Annotated in this window: 16 protein-coding genes; 4 read left to right on the top strand and 12 right to left on the bottom strand. The window is 60.9% G+C overall.

Annotated features, from left to right (window positions below; translation table 11 throughout):
- Positions 1–2: 2 nt before the first annotated feature.
- The 3 genes from deoC to AC2YB9_RS14305 all read right to left on the bottom strand — a co-directional run bounded on the left by deoC (position 3) and on the right by AC2YB9_RS14305 (position 3,483).
- Entirely contained in the window at positions 3–929 is a 927-nt protein-coding gene (deoC, locus tag AC2YB9_RS14315) for a deoxyribose-phosphate aldolase (protein ID WP_487266013.1), read from the bottom strand.
- Positions 930–1,076: 147 nt separating this feature from the next.
- A complete protein-coding gene (locus AC2YB9_RS14310) occupies positions 1,077–2,690 on the bottom strand; it encodes a phospho-sugar mutase (RefSeq protein WP_487266012.1) in 1,614 nt (537 codons plus the stop codon).
- Between the two features lies 1 nt (position 2,691).
- Positions 2,692–3,483 (bottom strand): purine-nucleoside phosphorylase, encoded by a 792-nt coding sequence (locus AC2YB9_RS14305; RefSeq protein WP_487266011.1) that lies wholly within the window; start codon positions 3,481–3,483, stop codon positions 2,692–2,694.
- A 61-nt stretch (positions 3,484–3,544) separates the two neighbouring features.
- On the opposite strand from AC2YB9_RS14305, the gene AC2YB9_RS14300 reads away from it, so the two are divergent.
- The 3 genes from AC2YB9_RS14300 to AC2YB9_RS14290 all read left to right on the top strand — a co-directional run bounded on the left by AC2YB9_RS14300 (position 3,545) and on the right by AC2YB9_RS14290 (position 8,315).
- The gene (locus tag AC2YB9_RS14300) at positions 3,545–4,915 is read left to right on the top strand and encodes an NAD(P)H-quinone dehydrogenase (protein ID WP_487266010.1); all 1,371 of its coding nucleotides are present in this window, start codon (positions 3,545–3,547) and stop codon (positions 4,913–4,915) included.
- A 160-nt stretch (positions 4,916–5,075) separates the two neighbouring features.
- Entirely contained in the window at positions 5,076–7,871 is a 2,796-nt protein-coding gene (locus tag AC2YB9_RS14295; protein ID WP_487266009.1) for a SpoIID/LytB domain-containing protein, read from the top strand.
- 42 nt (positions 7,872–7,913) lie between these two features.
- Positions 7,914–8,315 (top strand): hypothetical protein, encoded by a 402-nt coding sequence (locus tag AC2YB9_RS14290; RefSeq protein ID WP_487266008.1) that lies wholly within the window; start codon positions 7,914–7,916, stop codon positions 8,313–8,315.
- On the opposite strand, the gene AC2YB9_RS14285 is transcribed toward AC2YB9_RS14290, so the two are convergent.
- The 5 genes from AC2YB9_RS14285 to AC2YB9_RS14265 form a co-directional block, all read right to left on the bottom strand.
- Complete coding sequence (locus AC2YB9_RS14285) at positions 8,302–9,324, bottom strand: hypothetical protein (protein WP_487266007.1); 1,023 nt, start codon at positions 9,322–9,324, stop codon at positions 8,302–8,304. The genes AC2YB9_RS14290 and AC2YB9_RS14285 overlap by 14 nt on opposite strands.
- Before the next feature lie 114 nt (positions 9,325–9,438).
- Positions 9,439–10,149, bottom strand: a complete 711-nt coding sequence (locus AC2YB9_RS14280) for a hypothetical protein (RefSeq protein WP_487266006.1) — start codon at positions 10,147–10,149, stop codon at positions 9,439–9,441.
- Complete coding sequence (locus AC2YB9_RS14275) at positions 10,149–11,435, bottom strand: hypothetical protein (RefSeq protein WP_487266005.1); 1,287 nt, start codon at positions 11,433–11,435, stop codon at positions 10,149–10,151. The genes AC2YB9_RS14280 and AC2YB9_RS14275 overlap by 1 nt, the downstream gene beginning before the upstream one ends.
- A 6-nt stretch (positions 11,436–11,441) precedes the next feature.
- Positions 11,442–13,208 (bottom strand): acetyl/propionyl/methylcrotonyl-CoA carboxylase subunit alpha, encoded by a 1,767-nt coding sequence (locus AC2YB9_RS14270; protein ID WP_487266004.1) that lies wholly within the window; start codon positions 13,206–13,208, stop codon positions 11,442–11,444.
- Between the two features lie 74 nt (positions 13,209–13,282).
- Positions 13,283–15,160: a VWA domain-containing protein gene (locus tag AC2YB9_RS14265; protein WP_487266003.1), complete on the bottom strand. Its 1,878-nt coding sequence runs from the start codon at positions 15,158–15,160 to the stop codon at positions 13,283–13,285.
- A 173-nt stretch (positions 15,161–15,333) separates the two neighbouring features.
- On the opposite strand from AC2YB9_RS14265, the gene AC2YB9_RS14260 reads away from it, so the two are divergent.
- Complete coding sequence (locus AC2YB9_RS14260) at positions 15,334–16,500, top strand: acyl-CoA dehydrogenase family protein (protein WP_487266002.1); 1,167 nt, start codon at positions 15,334–15,336, stop codon at positions 16,498–16,500.
- A gap of 89 nt (positions 16,501–16,589) precedes the next feature.
- Here the strand turns inward: AC2YB9_RS14260 and AC2YB9_RS14255 are convergent, their stop codons facing one another.
- The 4 genes from AC2YB9_RS14255 to AC2YB9_RS14240 all read right to left on the bottom strand — a co-directional run bounded on the left by AC2YB9_RS14255 (position 16,590) and on the right by AC2YB9_RS14240 (position 18,804).
- A complete protein-coding gene (locus tag AC2YB9_RS14255; RefSeq protein ID WP_487266001.1) occupies positions 16,590–16,811 on the bottom strand; it encodes a hypothetical protein in 222 nt (73 codons plus the stop codon).
- Positions 16,812–16,880: 69 nt separating this feature from the next.
- Entirely contained in the window at positions 16,881–17,477 is a 597-nt protein-coding gene (locus tag AC2YB9_RS14250; protein ID WP_487266000.1) for a Maf family protein, read from the bottom strand.
- Positions 17,474–18,127, bottom strand: coding sequence for a hypothetical protein (locus AC2YB9_RS14245; protein WP_487265999.1), 654 nt, complete (start codon positions 18,125–18,127; stop codon positions 17,474–17,476). Before AC2YB9_RS14245 ends, AC2YB9_RS14250 begins: the two co-directional genes overlap by 4 nt.
- Positions 18,124–18,804, bottom strand: coding sequence for a hypothetical protein (locus AC2YB9_RS14240; protein ID WP_487265998.1), 681 nt, complete (start codon positions 18,802–18,804; stop codon positions 18,124–18,126). The genes AC2YB9_RS14245 and AC2YB9_RS14240 overlap by 4 nt, the downstream gene beginning before the upstream one ends.
- Between the last annotated feature and the right edge of the window lies 1 nt (position 18,805).

The following is an 18,805-nucleotide window of genomic DNA, read 5'->3' as shown; positions in this document are numbered from 1 at the left end:
GATCAGTCCAGGGTCACGTAGTCGGGGCCAGAATAGCGGCCGGTTTTCATCTTCTGCCGTTGCAGGAGTAGGTCATTGAGCAGCGATGAGGCGCCGAAGCGGAACCAGTTGGGCGATAGCCAGTCCTCGCCGCAGGTCTCGTTGACCGTGACCAAATATTTGATAGCGTCCTTTGACGTACGAATGCCGCCGGCGGGTTTGACCCCGACCTGACGGCCTTCCTGAAGCCGGAAATCGCGTACGGCTTCCAGCATCAGCAACGTCACCGGCAACGTCGCGGCCGGCTGGATCTTGCCGGTACTCGTTTTGATGAAGTCACCGCCGGCCATCATGGCCAGCCACGAAGCTTTGCGCACGTTGTCATAAGTCTGGAGTTCGCCAGTTTCGAAGATCACCTTGAGGTGTGCGCGGCTGCCGTCCGGACGCGCACAGGCTTCCTTCGTGGCGACAATCTCGTCGTACACGAGGTCGTAGTTGCCGGTCAGGAAAGCGCCACGGTCAATAACCATGTCGATTTCGTCGGCGCCCGCTGCTACCGCATCGCGGACATCGGTGAGCTTGACCTCCATCGATGCGCGACCGGATGGGAATGCGGTGGCCACGCTGGCAACGTTGAGACCACTGTCGCCGAGTGTTTCCTTGGCGATCTTGACCATGTCGGGATAGACGCAGACTGCCGCCGCGGCGGGGCACGTCGCATCGCTCGGGTCGGGACGCATTGCCTTATTGGCTAGAGCGCGGACCTTGCCGGGCGTGTCGGAGCCTTCGAGGGTGGTGAGGTCGACCATTGAAATGGCCAGATCAATCGCCCATTGCTTCGATGTGGTCTTGATCGACCGGGTCCCGAGCATTGTTGCCCGTGCTTCCAGCCCGACCTGATCGACGCCGGGTAATCCCTCGAGCGTTCGTCGCAATGACGCGCCTGTCACATTTCCTCCCAATGCGGTCGCTGCGGTGAGACCGCACGTCCAAGGTTAGTCGCAGAGCCGCTCCCCGCGAACCCCGCAACCGAAACGTCATAATGTCATCCCGAGCGGACTCTATGGACCCCGTTCGGGATGACGTTACGCCGTGGGTCAGAGCTCGAGTGCGACCGCCAGATCGTGTTTGATCGCGTCGAGCGCGCGCTGTCCGTCGGCGCGAGCGGCGTCGATCGAGTCCGCGACCGGCACGATGACCTCGAGGTAGCACTTCAGCTTGGGCTCGGTGCCCGACGGTCGACAGATGATCCGTGCACCGCCGGCGAGGCCTAGCCGGATGCCATCGGTTGGCGGCAACCCGTTGTAGCCGTCGGCAAGATCGTCAATTGATTCCACCTGCAGGCCGCCGAGGACAACAGGGGGAGTGGTCCGGAGAATGTGCATTGCGTTGGTGATGATTGTCAGATCCTCAACGCGAACCGACAGCTGGCCGGTGGCATACAAACCATGTTCGCGGGCAATGTCACCGAGCTGGTCAAGGATCGTGCGCCCCTCGGCCTTCAACTCGGCAGCGAGTTCGAGCACCCGGATGATGGCGGAGACGCCGTCCTTGTCACGGGCGATGTCGGGCGCGACCGCGTAGCCGAGGGCTTCTTCATAGCCGAAGGCAAGCGTCGGAATCTTCCCGATCCACTTGAAGCCGGTCAGCGTCTGCTCGAAGGGCTGCCCATATGCTGCGGCCTGTTTGCCGAGGATATTGGAGGAGACGATCGAGGCAGCGTAGGTGCCCTTGATACCACGGCGAAGCATGAAGTCACCCAATAGCGAGCCGACCTGATCGCCAGAGAGCATCCGATAGGACTCACCGTCGCGCACACCAACAGCACATCGATCGGCATCGGGATCGTTCGCGACGATGATGTCTGCGCCGACCTTTGAGGCAAGCTTGAGCGCGAGATCCATCGCACCCGGCTCCTCGGGGTTGGGGAACGCGACGGTTGGGAAGTCTGGGTCTGGATCACCTTGCTCAGGGACCGTATGGACTGGCGGGAAACCGGCACGACGAACGGCCTCGACCAAGGTGTCCCTGCCGACGCCGTGCATTGGTGTGTATACCGCAATGATGTCGCGAGCAGTTCCGGTCGGCAGCGCCACGACGGCATGGAGATAGGCATCGAGAACCGAGTCGTTGAGCCGCACATAACGCTCGCTGCGCGGCAACTCGTTGAGCGGCCCGACGCGGTCGATTGCGGCGGAAATATCGGTGTCTTCGGGCGGAACGATCTGGCTGCTGTCGGCGAGGTAGACCTTGTAGCCATTGTCCTGTGGCGGATTGTGGGATGCGGTGACCATGACGCCGGCGCTGACGCCCAGGTGACGGATCGCGAAGGCGAGAACCGGCGTTGGCAGGCAGGTCGGCAGCAGGTGAGCTTTGACGCCGAGCCCGGTCATGATCTCGGCGGTGTCACTGGCAAAAATATCGGAGTTGTGGCGGGCGTCGTAGCCGACCACGACGGACGGATGTGGCTCACGGGCCAACAGGTAGGCCGCGAGACCGGCCGCAGCCTGACCAACGACCACCCGGTTCATCCGGTTCGGGCCCGCGCCGAGTGCGCCACGCAACCCGGCCGTACCGAATTGGAGTCGTCCAGAGAACCGGTCGCCGAGTTCGACGAGATTGTTGTCGTCGATGAGCTGTTGAAGTTCTGCACGTGTGACCGGATCGGGGTCTTGGTCGAGCCAAATTTGAGCCTGTTCTAGGAGGTCCATCTCAGATCCTCGGCAGGATCTCGGCCAACAACTGGCCCATGCGCGTTGCCGCCGACTTGCCAGCTTCGAGGACTTCGGCGTGGTTGAGCGGTTCGCCACTGATGCCGGCCGCGAGGTTGGTCACGAGCGACAAGCCAAGTACTTCCATACCGGCTTCGCGTGCGGCGATCGCTTCGAGCACGGTCGACATGCCGACGAGGTCGCCACCGATCGCGCGCACCATCTTGATCTCGGCGGGCGTTTCGTAATGCGGGCCGGTGAATTGGACGTAGACGCCCTCGTCCAACGATGGGTCAACTTGGCGGCACAGCGTACGAAGGCGGGCTGAATAGAGATCGGTTAGATCGACGAAGTTGGCGCCCTCGATCGGTGATTGCGCGGTCAGGTTGATGTGATCCTTGATCAGCACGGGGGTGCCCGGAGCCCACGCGGTGTTGAGTCCACCGCAGCCATTGGTCAGGACCATGGTCTTGACCCCCGCAGCGGCAGCGGTACGTACGCCGTGAACGACGGCTGCGACGCCGCGGCCCTCGTAGTAATGCGTGCGGCCAAGGAAGATCAGGAGCCGCTTATCGCCGACCTTGACCGAACGGATCGTGCCACCATGGCCCTCGACGGCGGGCGCGCTGAAGCCGGGGAGTTCGGTGTTGGGAAATTCATACTCCGGCGCGCCCAAGGCATCGGCGGCCGGTAGCCAGCCCGATCCCATCACAAGCGCGATGTCATGATCGTGCCCGCCAGTGCGGTCACGGAGGGCGGCGGCGGCTTCGGTAGCAAGAATCTGAGGGGTCACAAGGACTAGGTTACGACAGGACGATTGACGGTTGGTCACGATTGTGGGCCACAATGTGATCGTGACTCATGTGGCGATCATTGGCGGCGGACCTGGCGGATACGAAGCGGCACTGGTGGCCGCACGGCTGGGAGCGGAGGTGACGATCGTCGAGCGCGATGGCTGGGGCGGGTCAACCGTCCTCACCGATTGCGTGCCGAGTAAGACACTGATCGCGACATCCGACCTGATCACCGAGGTGTCGGACTCCTCCGAACTGGGGATCGAGATCCCCAGTGAGATCCACATCAACTTGGCTGCGGTCAACGCCCGCGTGAAAGCTTTGGCTGCGGCACAGTCTGAGGACATCGAGCAGCGGTTAGGGGCAAGTGCTGTCCAGTTGATCCGCGGAACCGGCTACATCGAGCGCGCCGGCGTGGTCGTCGCGACGACCGAGACCGGCGAGCAACGTATCGAGGCCGATGCGGTTCTGATCGCTACTGGCGCCCACCCCCGGATCAGCCCCGACGCGATCCCCGATGGCGAGCGCATCTTGACTTGGGAGCAGGTCTACGGACTCACCGAGTTGCCTGAGCACATGATCGTTGTGGGCTCGGGTGTCACGGGCGCTGAGTTCGCGAGCGCTTACAACGGGCTTGGTGCCAACGTCACGCTCGTGTCGAGTCGCGATCGAGTGCTCCCGGGCGAGGATGTCGACGCCGCCACCGTGATCGAAGATGTATTCACGCGACGCGGTATGCAGGTCATGGACAAATCTCGTATGCAGTCGGTTCGTCGTGACGGCGACCGAGTCTTCGTGACGTTGACCGACGGCCGAATCATCGAAGGGTCGCATTGTCTGCTGGCGCTCGGGTCGATCCCCAACACCGATGGTCTGGGCCTGTCGAATGTTGGTGTTGAACTTGGCGACGGGGGCTTTGTCCGAGTTGACAAGGTTTCCCGCACAACGGCGCGCGATATCTATGCGGCCGGCGACTGCACTGGCGTGCTGATGCTCGCCTCGGTGGCGGCCCAACAGGGACGGATCGCGATGTCACACATTTTGGGTGATTCGGTGCGGCCGCTCGCGTTGAACAATGTTGCCAGCAACATCTTCACCGCTCCGGAGATCGCTACGGTCGGAATGTCCCAGGTCAAGATTGACGAGTTGGGACTGCAGGTCGATGTCGCGACGATTCCACTGTCGTCGAATGCTCGCGCCAAGATGCAGGGCGTGCATGACGGCTTCGTGAAACTTTTCGCCCGTACGGGCATGGGAGTGATTATCGGGGGAGTGGTCGTCGGTCCGCGCGCCTCGGAGTTGATCCACTCGATATCGCTTGCGGTCTCGGCCTCGTTGACGGTCGATCAGATCGCCGAAGCATTCACGGTCTATCCGTCGATGTCGGGATCGGTGGCCGAAGTCGCCCGACGGATGCATCGACAGGTCTGACGTTAAATTTCCTGAATCGACGCATCAGCAGAAATGACATAGTTGTAGTTCTGCAGGTCACGCGTTCGCGCTGGTCAATGCCCCTTTTGTATGGGCATAATTTGCTCGAGTAACCACTTCAGTAACACCAGTAACATCTGTCACAGGATCGGACTTCCCCATGCATTCCTGGCGCTTGATACCTCGTTGCGCTGCCGTCGGTGCTTCCGTTGCGCTCGTCGCGACGGGGCTCTTGTTCAATGGCGCACATGACGGCGGCCAGCACGATTTCGCTCGCACAACTGCGATCGGACAAGCAGCAATGCCTGAATCGACTCCGCAGGCGGCACCCGACAAAGTGACACCCGACAAAGTGGTGCCCCAAACTCCGGTGAAGGCGCCGGTTGTCAGCGATCAGCAGACCGCCGTGCCCGCAGTCGCGACAGGCCCATCGGCTTCGGCCAAGTCCAAGGTGGTTGCCGAGCTACCCAAGACGACGACGAAAAATTTCGGCACGGTCGGCGTTACGTGGAGCGCTGCGACGCAGGAAACCGATGTGCGAGTCGCTATCCGCACCCGCACCAACGGCACCTGGTCGGCTTGGGAATCACTCGATGTCGATGACACCAGCGCCGGTGGACGACCTGGAACTGAGCCGATCTGGGTCGGCGAGGCCGATGGCATCGCCGCACGGGTGAAGACTGCCTCGGGCAATACTCCTGAAGACATCAAAGTTATGACGATCGACGCGGGAAAGACTTCCACCGATGGCAACCTCACGACCGTGACGGAGGCTGGGAGTCTTGGGACCGATTCAACCGCAGTGTCGTCAGCGGCGTATACGACGAATTCGGTGATCGACGGCACAGCGCGAGCGACGACCGTGGCGAGTTCAGCCGGGCGGCCACCACAGCCGACCATCATCTCGCGTAAGTCGTGGGGCGCGGCCAAACCTACATACTGCAGCTCGCCACAAACCGTATCCAAGACGAAGGGCGCGGTCGTTCATCACACAGCTGGTAACAACAATTACGAAAAAAAGGATTCGGCGAGAATCGTCCGTGGCGATCAGGCTTATCACATGAAGGGCCACAAATGGTGCGATTTGGGCTACAACTTCATCGTTGACAAATACGGCCAGATCTTCGAAGGCCGTGCTGGTGGCATCACTAAGCAGGTGCGGGCAGCTCACTCAGGCAACAACGAGGTCAACACTTACGCGATGGGTGTTTCTCTCGCCGGCAACTTCGGCACAGTTAAGGAAGGCAATAAGAGTCAGGTTGGGCCGAGCACGGCGATGAAGGACGCAACGGTGAAACTCATTGCCTGGCGTTTCGGCCAGATGGGCCTCAAAGCGAAGGGCACGTGGCACGTCCGATCAACGCTCACCGGTACGTATGACCGGATCGACAAACATACGTTGAACCTGATCTCGGGACACCGAAATGTCGTGGGCACGGCATGCCCAGGGATCATTGCTTACAAATGGCTGAGTGCGAAGAACGGCCTGCGTGATCGTGTGGAGCAGACACTGAAAACTGGAGCATCGGCATCGGTGCCGAAGCCGGCGGTGGTGACGGGTTTGAAGGCGGTGCCGACGTCTAATAGTGCGTCGTTGTCGTGGAAGTCGGCGGCGAATGCGGAGACGTATTCGGTGTGTTTGACCACGAATGCGAAGGCTACGACGTGTTCGACGGTGTTGCCGTCGCAGAGGGGTACGTCGGTGGTTGCGAAGGGGCTTAAGCCTAATCCGGGTGCGGATTATTTCTTCACGGTTACCGCGCGCAATCGTGTTGGGAGTTCTACCTCAGCGAAGGTTCGCTTCGACCTACCGACCAAATCCAAGACATCGACTGAGTCCTATACCGTCACGTCGGCACGCTCGGTCCCAATTGCGGGTCACGGCTATGGCCACGGCATTGGGATGAGCCAATATGGCGCGCAGGGAGCAGCCAAGCAAGGCAAAAAATACAACCAGATTCTCGCGCATTATTATCCGGGAACCGCGCTGTCGACCAAGTCTGGATCTATTCGCGTGCTAATTTCGGCAGACACGACCGATTCAGTCATGGTGAAGTCAACGAGTGGGTTGAAGTTCCGCAACCTGGCCAAGAAATCGGTAATAAGCCTGCCCACGACCATCGGCGGAAAATCGGTAATTCGATGGAATATTGTCCCGACTCCCGGTAACGGCAAGCAGTCGACGCTGCAATACCGCACATCATCGGTCTGGAAGACGTATAAGGACACCAAATGGACCGGAGAAGGTCAGTTTGAAGGGCCGTCGAAGCTGACTTTGGTTATGCCCAACGGCAGCGGCAAGGTCGTGCGTGGTGCGCTTCGGTCGGCTTTACCCAAGTCCGGAGCGACGTATCGCAACACGGTCAACTCCTTGTCGATCGAGGATTACACCCGTGGCGTTGTCGCAGCGGAAATGCCGTCCAGTTGGATGCCCGAGGCGCTTAAGGCGCAGTCGGTAGCGGCACGTACCTACGGTGTTCGGAGTATCTCGTCATCTCGGTACTACGACATCTGCGACACGACTGCCTGCCAGGTTTACAGCGGCGTGATTCGCGAAACAACGGCCACCGATTCGGCCATCGCTGGCACTAAGGGCAAGATCCTCACCTACAAGGGTCAGGCTGCCTTCACCCAATTCTCGTCATCCTCGGGTGGTTGGACGGCAAAAGGCAGCCAATCCTACTTGGCGTCCAAGTCCGACCAGTATGACGGCTGGTCCGGCAATGCGAACCACTCCTGGAAGATCAAGGTTTCCGCAGCTACGATCGAGAAGGCATATCCCTCGATCGGTAAGCTCAAACAACTTAAAGTGACGAAGCGCGCCGGTGGCGGCGAATGGGGCGGTCGAGTGAACTCGTTGAGTTTGGTCGGCTCGAAGAAGACGATCTCGATTGCCGGCACGGATGCTCGGTTCAAGTTCGGATTGAGATCGCATTGGTTCCATCTCGGTGGCTAGACGCGTGAGCTGTGCGAATGCGGACGGCAGTAGCGTAGAGGCGTGACTCAGCTCCTCAAATCGATTGGTATCTCGGCATTGGCCAACGCCGCGTCGCTTGCAGTTGCCGCGTGGCTATTCGACAACTTCAACGTACGTATGGGCGGATTCATCTTCGCGGTGGTCCTGTTCACGCTTTTTACCGTGGCGCTCAAGCGAATCGTTGGGTCGTTGGTCAACCGTTTCGTTCGTGGCTACACCGTGGTCGGCGGACTCATACTGACCTGGATTGCGTTGCTGCTCACTGATCTCGTGGTGCCGATGCGCGGCTTCTCGATTGAAGGTTTCTGGACCTGGGTAGGCGTCACTGCGATCGTATGGGCAGCGGGCATCGCTTATGGCGAGGTGGACACCAAACAGCCTGAACCGCCGAAGAGATTCCCGTCGACATTCAATCGTTCCTAGGGCGTTTCAGCATGCCGATGAGATCGGTGTTCAGCGCGCCGTAGCCAGTTGATGCCCACGGTTCGGCCTTCGAGTCGTAGTAGTGGACGGATTTTCCGTCGATGGCAAGATCTAGGAATTCGGGCTCGCGTTTCTTACGGACTGCGAGCCGGCAGGCGTTGCATACGGGAACCGTGACCTTGCGTTGACCAGCGCCCCATGTGACGGTTTTGCTTGTGGTGCCATGGAATGGATTGAAATAGCACGGCGTGGATGGAGCGAATTCGTTGCCCGCGATGGCCGCGTCGAGAGCTGCGTTGCCGCGTTCGAGCAGCACGAGCGCGCCGACTGTGTCCGCCGTAGTAGTGGATCGGTCAAGCACGTGGCGGGCAGCGTCATAGTGATCAAGGGCGGTCCGCCAGGCATCGGTCGATGACTGGGCGGTGATGTCCGACCGGTTGATCCGGGCGCTAAAGGCCAGCAGTTCCGCGTCAGCCTGGGCTCGCCATTCGTCGTTGCGCGCGTTGGCCACCCGTTCGAGTACGGTCCGGGTCAGGCCACGATCTCGCCGCCGCCGAACGGCGTTCGTCCAGCGGTGTAGGAGCCAGCCGAGGATGGCAATGGCAAGGACGATGCCACTCACCGCGATGACCGTAGACGGCGACCCGTCGCTGTCGCTCGTAGCGGTGGAGGTCGTCGTATCCTTCTCGCGTTTAGCCCACAGTTGGTTGAAGACTTTGTGTCCTTCGCCAGATCTGATTAGATCCGTGGCGATGACGAGTTGCTGCCCCTGATTATCGGGAGCCTGCTGTTTCGCGACCCAAGCAATCTCCCATAACCCCTGGGAGCCGGACCCGTACGCGACCGCGTTCATTCCGAGCGAACCGTCTCGGCCAGCAACCAGATAGATGCCATCCTGCTGAGTCCGATCCACGACGAGCGCGGCTACCTGCTCGCCGTCGCCCCCATAGGCATCAGCGGAATCCAAGGGGAGTCCGATGGCGAAGATGGGGGTCTGGCTGTTGGCCACATTAGCGACGATTTGGGCTTCTTGGTCTGGGCTGACAGACACAAGCTTGGGCGAAATATAGACCCCGTCGTCGGCGGTTCCGGCGATGATCTTGCGCGATTTGGTCGTCTGCCATCAGAGAATGCCTTCCTGATATGGGGCGCAGCGATTGGTGCCGAACCAACTCGTTGGCGCGAGGAAGCGTCGACCGGTGGCGAGGCGGACGAGACCGATGAGCAACATGAGAGTGGGATAGCCGGCGAGCACTGCTAGGACACCGAACGCGATGCCGCCGCCCGTGCCGCCCCAATAGTCCGAGTCGGCGGCCACCAGCTCGCTGTCGCCGGCTTCATTGATTGCCGCGATGTAACGCAGCAGTGCTTTGTCGAACTCGCCGCGCAATTCGGGGTTCACATAGTCGGGATTGACGCCGTACTCCTCGATTCCCGCCTGCGTGCCGTTGCCAGCTAATAGATACACGCCCTTCTTGCCGACGCCGTTGGCGATTTGTTCGGCGCCGTCGCTGTCGAGGTAGACGCCATCGTTGCGGCTCGGATTCCAGATGGTGATGAAAATCTGTGGATCGGATGCTGCTGCGGCTCGGTTGATCGTGTCCCGTTGGGCTGCGGTTAGGCGCGCCGCCGCATCGGGGGCTACATAGAGATGTGAGCTTTTGAGCACCTCAATCGCGCTGAGCGCGCGGTCGCCAGTTGGTATGACTTTTGGTGCGGATCGGGCATAGCTGTTGGCCACGATGCTCGTGAAGGCTGCGCTGAAGGCCAGCGCAATGACTGCCACAATCGCAGCGCTAAGCGCCATACCCGCGCGGGAGCGTAATGCCGGCATCAACTGGGCCCCTCGGTCAGAACTTGCTCGGGAAAATCTTGCGCCATCGACCCGTAACCAGTTCGTGCCCAGACGTCGTCATAGTCGTAATAGGGCCGGTCGCGCCCCGGACGGGGCAACATCAAGGGTGTGGGGGTATCAAGCGCGCGTGCGCACACCTTGCAGGCCGGGACCTGAAGGCCAGCCACTGACCTCATGTCGACGTTGCTGGCAGCCTCGCCATGCAGCGGATTGAAGAAACAGCAGCGGTAATCGGCAGCGCGTTTGCCACGTGCCCGCTCGGCTGATCGCAGCCCGATACGAGACAGGACAATTGCACCGACGTACGCCTGAGGTGTGCCTTGAGCGATCGCAACCTGCGCTGCCTCATGGGCGGTCTGAGCGGACTCAAGAAGTTCGGGCTTTCGGAGTTTCGTCGGCAGCGAAATAATTCGGTCCGTCAGTTCCTTAAGCTCATTGGCTGCTGTCGTCGGCAGGCTATCGGCCAGTTCCTTCCGGCTTGGCACAAACTTTGGCTGGCTCTGATCACATGACTGATCAACCGTGCGGGCCCCATACCAAGAGAGCCCGCGCATCACGATCAGAAACAGGCTCAAGGCCGATATAGTCGCGAGCATTGCGCGTAACCCGGTCGAGGAATCTCGTCCACGGGCTTGGTAATTAGCGGAATTGATGAAGAAGCCTGGGTCGTCGCTGATCAGGGCCCGCGATTGTGCATCCGTCAGTCTGAGTCCAGGAGCTGCTGCAATGCGTATCGCCATTGCGGCAGTGAACCACGGCTTGATTTGTTCCTCGGACCGTACCGACTTGATAAGACGGCTTGCCGGACGTTCGTTCCGAATCCGTGCATTCTCCTCATCGACGGCACGCGCAAGATCGGGTCCGCTGAATGCCTCGCCCCAAACGTTGATCGCCAATTGGCCGGTGCTGGTCTGCACGATGAAGATTCCATCGCCGAGTCGCGTGTGCAGTCCGATCAGCAAATTCTTCGAAATATTCGCCGTACGGATGTCGCTGGGATCGCGAACCAGAGCGACATACACCGGAGCATCAAGATGGCTGTCGGTGCCCGCTGCCTTAATACGCTTGATTGCATACGCAGTCTCACCCGACCCCATGATCTGCTGAACCAAGATTGGATCGTGCTTCAGCGCTGCGGCGATTTCGTCGACCGTGCCCGCGAAGGGCTCATCAGCAGCAGCCGGCAGAGCGATCAGGCTGAGGGTCAGGAGCAGCGCGATTGCGCCGCTAGCCGCCAGTCCTACCCAGGCCCCCGCCGACCGCACCTGAACTCAAGAGTCTTTGATGTCGGCGATGACTTCGCCGGCGCCGACTGTTGCGCCTACTTCGGCACTCAGACCGATGACAATGCCAGCCTTGTGCGCATTGATTGGCTGCTCCATCTTCATGGCCTCGATGACGACGATCTGGTCACCTTCGGCGACCTCTTGACCCTCTTCAACCGCGATCTTTACGACTGTGCCCTGCATGGGCGACGTCAGCGAATCGCCACTGACCGCTGCACCGGACGACTTTCCGCCTTTGCGCTTGGACTTTTTGGTGCCGTTGCCACTAGCAACCGCACTCGCTCCGAGCCCGCCTGGCAGTGTGACCTCGACGCGCTTGCCCCCGACCTCGACCGTCACACGCTCCCGTTCAGCAGACTCATCGCTCTCGGCGGCACCGGCATACGGCTCGAGCTGGTTGTCGTAATCGGTCTCGATCCACGTGGTGTAGACGTCGAAGGTGCCGTTTTCGGCGGTGAAGGCCGGGTCATCAACGACGGAGCGGTGGAACGGGATGACCGTCGGCATGCCGTCGACAAAGAATTCGTCGAGGGCGCGGCGCGAACGCTCGAGCGCCTGCTCGCGAGTTGTGCCCGTAACGATCAGTTTGGCGATAAGCGAGTCGAATGAACCTGGGATAGCCTCGCCCTGCTCGTAACCGCCATCGAGCCGGATGCCCGGACCCGACGGCGGTGCCCACTTGGTGAGTGTGCCGGGTGCGGGCAAGAAGCCGCGACCGCCATCTTCGGCATTGATGCGAAATTCGATTGAGTGCCGATTGGCGACCGGATCGCCATAACCCAACTCTTCGCCGGCTGCGATGCGGAACATTTCGCGGACGAGATCGATTCCGGTGATCTCTTCGGACACCGGGTGTTCGACCTGCAGCCGGGTGTTGACTTCGAGGAAACTGATCGTGCCGTCGCGAGCAACAAGGAACTCACAGGTGCCGGCACCGACGTAGCCGGCTTCCTTCAAGATGGCCTTGGACGAGTCATAGAGCCGGGCTATCTGCTCCTCGTTGAGGAATGGTGCCGGGGCTTCTTCGACCAGCTTCTGGTGACGGCGCTGCAGCGTGCAATCGCGGGTCGAGATGACGACGACATTGCCATGCTGATCGGCTAGGCACTGAGTTTCAACATGGCGCGGTTTATCGAGGAACTTCTCGACAAGACACTCGCCTCGACCGAATGCGCTGACTGCCTCGCGGACTGCCGATTCGTAGAGCTCGGGGATCTCTTCCATCGTCTTGGCGACCTTGAGACCGCGGCCGCCGCCGCCGAAGACGGCCTTGATCGCGACCGGTAAACCGTTGGCTTTCGCGAACTCGATGACCTCCTCGGCGTCCTTGACCGCGTCCTTGGTGCCGGGTGCGAGCGGGGCGTTGGCCTTCTGCGCAATGTGCTTGGCCTTGGCTTTGTCGCCCAGTGCCTCAATCGCGGCCGGCGGGGGACCGATCCAGATGAGTCCGGCGTCGATGACTGCCTGTGCGAAGGCGGCGTTCTCGGAGAGGAAGCCGTAGCCGGGGTGGACGCTGTCGGCGGCACTCTTGGCCGCGACGGCCAGGATCTTCTCAACCGACAGATAGGACTCCGCTGGCGTGGATCCGCCGAGCGAATAGGCCTCGTCAGCGAGTCGTACGAACAGTGCATCGCGGTCGGGCTCGGCGTAGACCGCCACGCTTCCGATACCGGCATCCTTGCACGCGCGAATGACGCGAACGGCGATTTCGCCGCGATTGGCGATGAGAACCTTAGCCAGGGGCTTGCTCACGAAGTGACTCCTCAAGATGGTGGGCTGCGTCCTGATTCTAGGGGGCTGCCGTCTTAACGGCGACGAGAGGTTCGTTACTTCGACCTATCAGTGGCTCCGCTGCGGCGTCCGATGACGAAGCCGGCCGCGGCCAGCGCGATCACCGCCAGAGCACCCAGCCCGATCCAAAGACCGACGGGAATACCACTGCTGGAACTCGCCTTAGTGGCTTGGTCACCGGTCTTCTTCTTCGCTTGGTCGCCGGCCCGTTTGAAGGTTTTGGCATATTTGGGCGCTCCGGTGGCGGCTCCGTCGACGGCAACCGCGATCGTCAGCGGCGCAGCGAAATGTTGCTCGTCAGCATTAGCGGCTCCCATCTCGATCGAGAAGAAGTAGTCCCCGGCCATGGCGTTCTGGTTGATCGCAGCACCGATCGGTTCGACATTGCGTTGCCTGACCGGGATGAATGCTGCCGTCATGGTGTGCGGATTGTCACCGGTGAACCGCCCCGAACTGGTGACACCGGTGTCGCTGTTGGACGAGGAAAGGAGTGGCTGCCGCAATGGGTTGAAAGCATTCACTTTCACTGTTGTGCCAATGATGCCGAGGAGTCGCGCCGAATTGGCATCTGATTCGGTGGTGACACTCATGCGTGGGACCTGACCCCAGCGGACAGGCACCCGATAGATCAGTTGTTCACCGGCGCGCAGGCTGTCGGTGTAGAGGCCGGGTTTGAGCACAGGCGCGTCGTTGAAACTGGCTCCTCCGATGACAGCGGCACCCTGTCCCTGCCCGCGAACCGGTTTCACATAGGAGTCGAATTCCTTGTCTGTCACCGGTGCGGGAAGGGTCTTGAGGTTAATGACCTTCGGGAAGGTCTGGACCACCATCTCGTACGGAATGCTGGTGGCCGAACCCTTGTAGAACACCCGCGCGATGAATTCGGTGGCAGCCTGACAGGGCTCGTTGTCTGCCATGCCCTGATTGTTGGGCGTGAAGTATGCCGCGCTGCTCAGGATCGACCGCAGTTGCAGCACGTTGACACGGTAGTCGTTCGAACGGGCGCAGGAAGTGCCGTCGGTGGTCAGGAGTTCGACGTTCAGGCTCTGCGTGAAATCGCCTTTTATTTCCGGCCGGCTCGTCACCGCGACCGAGGTGCTGCCGCCCTTCGGCCGCTTGATCAGGTAGTAGTTGTCGGTCCCTTCGCCCTTTGAAGTGTCGGTGTATTGGCCCGTCTTGACCGGTGTGGCAGCGGTCGAGGTCTGGGCGGCAACTACTGGTGTGCCCTTGATGGAGAATTCGCGCAACGAACGTACGCTGACGGTCACGAGTGAATCGGCGAGCTCTTCGGGGCTGTTGACGTCGTAGTAGGTGCCACCACCCGCGTCGGCGATGCATTGCAGCGCCGAGCGAGCCTTTCCGCCTACTGAGAGACCCACCACATTGATCTTGAGGTCCACTCCACGCTTGCGTAGGTCTTTGGCGACATCGCACGGGTCCGGTTTGCACGTGGGCTCACCGTCGGACAGCAGCACGATGGTGCGCTTGCCCGACTTCCCGAGGTCCGCGGCCGCGCCCTTGAGCGCATTGCCGATGGGGGTTTCGCCGTACGGCTTGTAGGAGTCGATCTGTTTGCCGAGCGCGGCGCGGTCGAGTGGGCCGACGGGAACCACGTTCTGCGTGTCGGTGCAGGCGCCCTTATCCTTAGCCGAGAAAACCTTGGCGCCGAAGACCCGCATACCAACCTGGGCATCGTCGGGCAGTTCCTTGACGGCCTTCTTGAGCGCTTTCTTCGCGGCTTCGATCTTGGTGCCGCCGCCGCTGGCTGCTTCTTTCATCGAGCCAGAGGAGTCGAGCACAAGCATGAGCTTGCCTTCGGATTCCTTCGTGGTCGTGGAATCGGCCGCGTGGACGGCGCCCGCACCGACCAGCAGCAGAGTCGTCGTCAATGCGACGAGTGAGCGTAGGCGCATATTTCCCCCCCCCCCCCCCCCGGGGAATTGTCAGACTCGGACTCGAGGTTAGCGCAGCACCTTGCCGCTCAGGAACCGGGTTGATGGACCATCAGGAAGACGACCGCGGGGAAGATGAGGCGGCGGGTCCAAGGGGGCTTGGCGAATATGGTTAATGGTCGTTAACATGAAGCATGGTCTTTTCACTTTCTAAGGAACACGAAGATTTTCGCCATAGCGTGCGCGAGTTCGCCGCTGCCGAGATCGCTCCGCACGTCGCCCAATGGGATAAGGAACACCACTTCCCCGTCGACGTCATCCAGAAGATGGGTGATCTTGGATTGTTTGGACTCACTGCACCGGAGGAATTCGGCGGTGCTGCCGGTGACTTCACCAGTTTGTGTGTTGCGATCGAAGAATTGGGCCGGGTGGATCAATCCATCGGGGTCACGCTCGAGGCCGGAGTGGGGCTTGGGATCAATCCGATTCTGACGTTTGGGTCAGCCGAGCAGAAAGAGCAATGGCTGCCTGATCTGGTAGCGGGCAGATCGCTCGCTGGCTTCGGTCTGACCGAACCCGGCGCTGGATCGGACGCTGGAGCGACCAAGACGAAGGCGGTCCTTGATGAGAGCGAATGGGTGATCAACGGCGCCAAGCAGTTCATCACCAATTCCGGCAGCGCGATGACCTCGCTCGTGACCGTGACGGCGCGGACAGGGGAGCGTGCCGGCGGCAAAGCGGAGATCTCGACGATCATCGTGCCGTCCGGAACGCCGGGCTTCACCGCTGAGCCGAGTTACGACAAACTGGGCTGGCACATCTCAGATACCCACCCGTTGACGTTTGTTGATGCGCGGGTCCCCGAGGAAAATCTGCTCGGTGAGCGGGGCCGGGGTTTCGCGCAGTTCTTGGCGACGCTCGATGACGGTCGCGTGGCGATCGCTGCACTCGCGGTGGGTTGCATACAGGCGTGTCTGGATTTGTCGGTGCAGTATGCGGGGGAGCGTACGACCTTCGGAAAGCCGATCGGCGCGAAGCAGGGCGTCGCTTTCCAGATTTCTGATCTTGCGGTCATGCTCGAAGCGAGTCGGGCGCTGACTTACCAGGCCGCGGCTATGAAGGACGCTGGTGCGACGGCCAAGGAGTTCAAACAGGCCGCGTCAATCGCCAAATTGTATGCCACCGAATCGGCGGTGACGGCTACACGGATCGCGACTCAGGTTTTCGGCGGTTATGGCTTCATGGAGGAATACCCGGTCGCACGTCTCTATCGCGATGCGAAGATCCTCGAGATCGGTGAGGGTACGTCCGAGGTGCAGCGCATGCTCATCGCCAAGGGTTTGGGACTTCCAGTCGAATAATCCCCATCGGGTGGTGGATCAGCCACCGTGCGACAACGCCACACCGTGGCTGATCCACCACCCTCACGATGAGGAGCGGGCTGGGTCGGTCAGAGGCTCATCATTTTCTTGGTGGGCAGTTTGATGCGCTTGGCGAAGCTGCCGAAGTCGACATTGACGGCTGCACCGTTTTCGAGTCCGATGATGCGGCCGAGACCATAGGTGTCATGAGTTACACGCTCACCCATCTCGTAAACCGCTACCGGTTCTTCGGCCGGGCGTTGGAAGGGACTGGAGGAAAGGTAACGACGTGTGCGTTCAGGAGTAGCCATGATGTCTCTAGTGTCCTCCTTTTTCGCAGCAAATGAGTAATCCGAGTGAAAATGAGTTCAACGACGCGTTCACTGCGGCGTCGAGTGGCCCCATAAGTCAGTCCATTTGATGTCGAGATTCATAAGCAGAATGCGCAGCAACGGCAGGGAGATGCCAACGACATTGTGTGGGTCGCCCTCGATCCCGGCGATGAAAGCACCGCCCAGCCCGTCGAGCGTGAATGCGCCGGCAACGTGCAAGGGCTCGCCGGTTGCGACATATGCGGCGATCTCCGCATCGCTGATGTCGGCGAAATGTACGGTGGTCGACGCGCTGTCCAGAAACTCGTGTTCGCCGCGTCGCACGCAGTGCCCGGTATGCAATACACCCGACCGTCCACGCATCCGCCGCCAGAGGGCGGTGACTTCGGCCGCATCGACTGGTTTGCCGAGAATCTCGCCCTCGAAGGCGAGGACGGAATCGCATCCGATCACGAGCGCGCCGTCGGCGATGTCAGTGGCGACAGCGCGACATTTGAGCTGCGCAAGGGCCGCGGCGAGATTGGCGGGATCAGTCGAACTGATCTGGGTCTCGTCGACCCCCGAGACGATGACTTCGGGGTCGATTCCAGCGGCGCGAAGCGTGGCAAGCCGGGCTGGCGAGGCAGAGGCCAAGATGACTCTCACGCGCCATCACCAGCGCGTACGACTTCGAGTCGGTCGTCGGACAGCAATGCTTCGGCGAGCGCTTTCGATCCTGCTATTCCGGTCCAGAACTGGTTGACGTCGGTGGCGAGGAACCACGCGCGATCTTCTGGCCAGAGCAGATTGGGGCTGTTGATGTCGCGTGGGACGTCGAGGTCATATGGCTTGGCACCCCAGCGGCCTGCCTCGGCCAGCGGCCCGTCGAACAGGAGGTAACTCCGCGGCACCAATTGGAGCCGCGGCCCCGTGAGCACCTCTGGGGGAAATGCCGGTGGTGGTGACTCAGACCGCGAATGACGGAACAACCGGCTGTAGGCGGTGGAGCCGGAGAATGAGGTCAGGAAGCCGGCGGCGGGTCCGCCGTCGATGTCACCGAAGCCATCCCAGAGTGCGTTAAAGCAACGGTTAGGCGTCCTCGTGTGATGGGTGAGGATTTCGGCCAGGGCATGCAGTTGCTCGTCGTCAAGACAGCCCTCGCGACGCTCCTCGTGCTCGTCGTCGAGCCAGGAGTGCAGCACCCGGACATACGCGGCGAAGCCGGATGGCCCACGCGTGCTCACTCGATCGTCGTGGTCCGGTGTGTTGACGAGCCAGTCGCCGGGTGACACGTCGGACAGCGGGCGCAGGGTCATCGGGCCTCCCAATCGGTGGCATCGTAAGTAGTCAGTGCGACATCGAGCCGCGGATCTTCGATTAGTTCGTTGATGAGGCCCCACGATCCGCCGATACCAATCCAATCGGGATCGACATCCGAAGCCGCGAACCAGGCGTGATCATCCGGCCACATAAGTGCCGGATCGTTGGGGATATCGCGTGGAAAGCCGGGCTCGAAATCAGCGGCGCCCCAATCGAGGTCCGCCGTAAGTGGGCCTTCGAACAGGTAAAAGTCTCGATTGGGCACCGAGACCTTCGGACCGTGGACAAAAGACAGGTCGTATGCCGGTGCGTAATTGAACAGCTCTGCGATAACCGGGAAACGGCGCGGTTTGTCCCGATACCGCTGCGGGAAGCCCAGTCGCCTTGCCCAGATTCTCCGAATGCCATGCGGGCTACCTTCGAGGGTGCACCAGCCATCCCACAAGGCGAAATAGCAGGTTTCTGCGGTGGCGGTGTGGCGCGCGAGAATGCTGCGAAGAGCGGCGCGGATCTGCTCGGGTGCATCCTCATGCGCGTCGTCATTAGCGTCGTCGAACACCCGTACGTAGGCATCGAATCCTGGCGGTCCGAGACACACTTTGTTCCACCAGTCGGCGTCGCTGCTGACGAACCAGTCGGCAGGACTGACATCGGACAGGGGGGACAGCGCCATG

This window comes from Aeromicrobium changchenzhani (assembly GCF_057586615.1).
The sequence above is the reverse complement of the archived record's forward strand: the minus strand, read 5'-3'. Positions and strand labels throughout refer to the sequence as shown.

Excerpts from the sequence above, each read along its gene's own strand:
- AC2YB9_RS14310 (WP_487266012.1), bottom strand. The coding sequence starts at position 2,690 with ATGGACCTCCTAGAACAGGCTCAAATTTGGCTCGACCAAGACCCCGAT.
- AC2YB9_RS14255 (WP_487266001.1), bottom strand. The coding sequence starts at position 16,811 with ATGGCTACTCCTGAACGCACACGTCGTTACCTTTCCTCCAGTCCCTTC.
- AC2YB9_RS14240 (WP_487265998.1), bottom strand. The coding sequence starts at position 18,804 with ATGGCGCTGTCCCCCCTGTCCGATGTCAGTCCTGCCGACTGGTTCGTC.
- AC2YB9_RS14265 (WP_487266003.1), bottom strand. The coding sequence starts at position 15,160 with ATGCGCCTACGCTCACTCGTCGCATTGACGACGACTCTGCTGCTGGTC.
- AC2YB9_RS14260 (WP_487266002.1), top strand. The coding sequence starts at position 15,334 with ATGGTCTTTTCACTTTCTAAGGAACACGAAGATTTTCGCCATAGCGTG.
- AC2YB9_RS14245 (WP_487265999.1), bottom strand. The coding sequence starts at position 18,127 with ATGACCCTGCGCCCGCTGTCCGACGTGTCACCCGGCGACTGGCTCGTC.
- AC2YB9_RS14295 (WP_487266009.1), top strand. The coding sequence starts at position 5,076 with ATGCATTCCTGGCGCTTGATACCTCGTTGCGCTGCCGTCGGTGCTTCC.
- AC2YB9_RS14280 (WP_487266006.1), bottom strand. The coding sequence starts at position 10,149 with ATGCCGGCATTACGCTCCCGCGCGGGTATGGCGCTTAGCGCTGCGATT.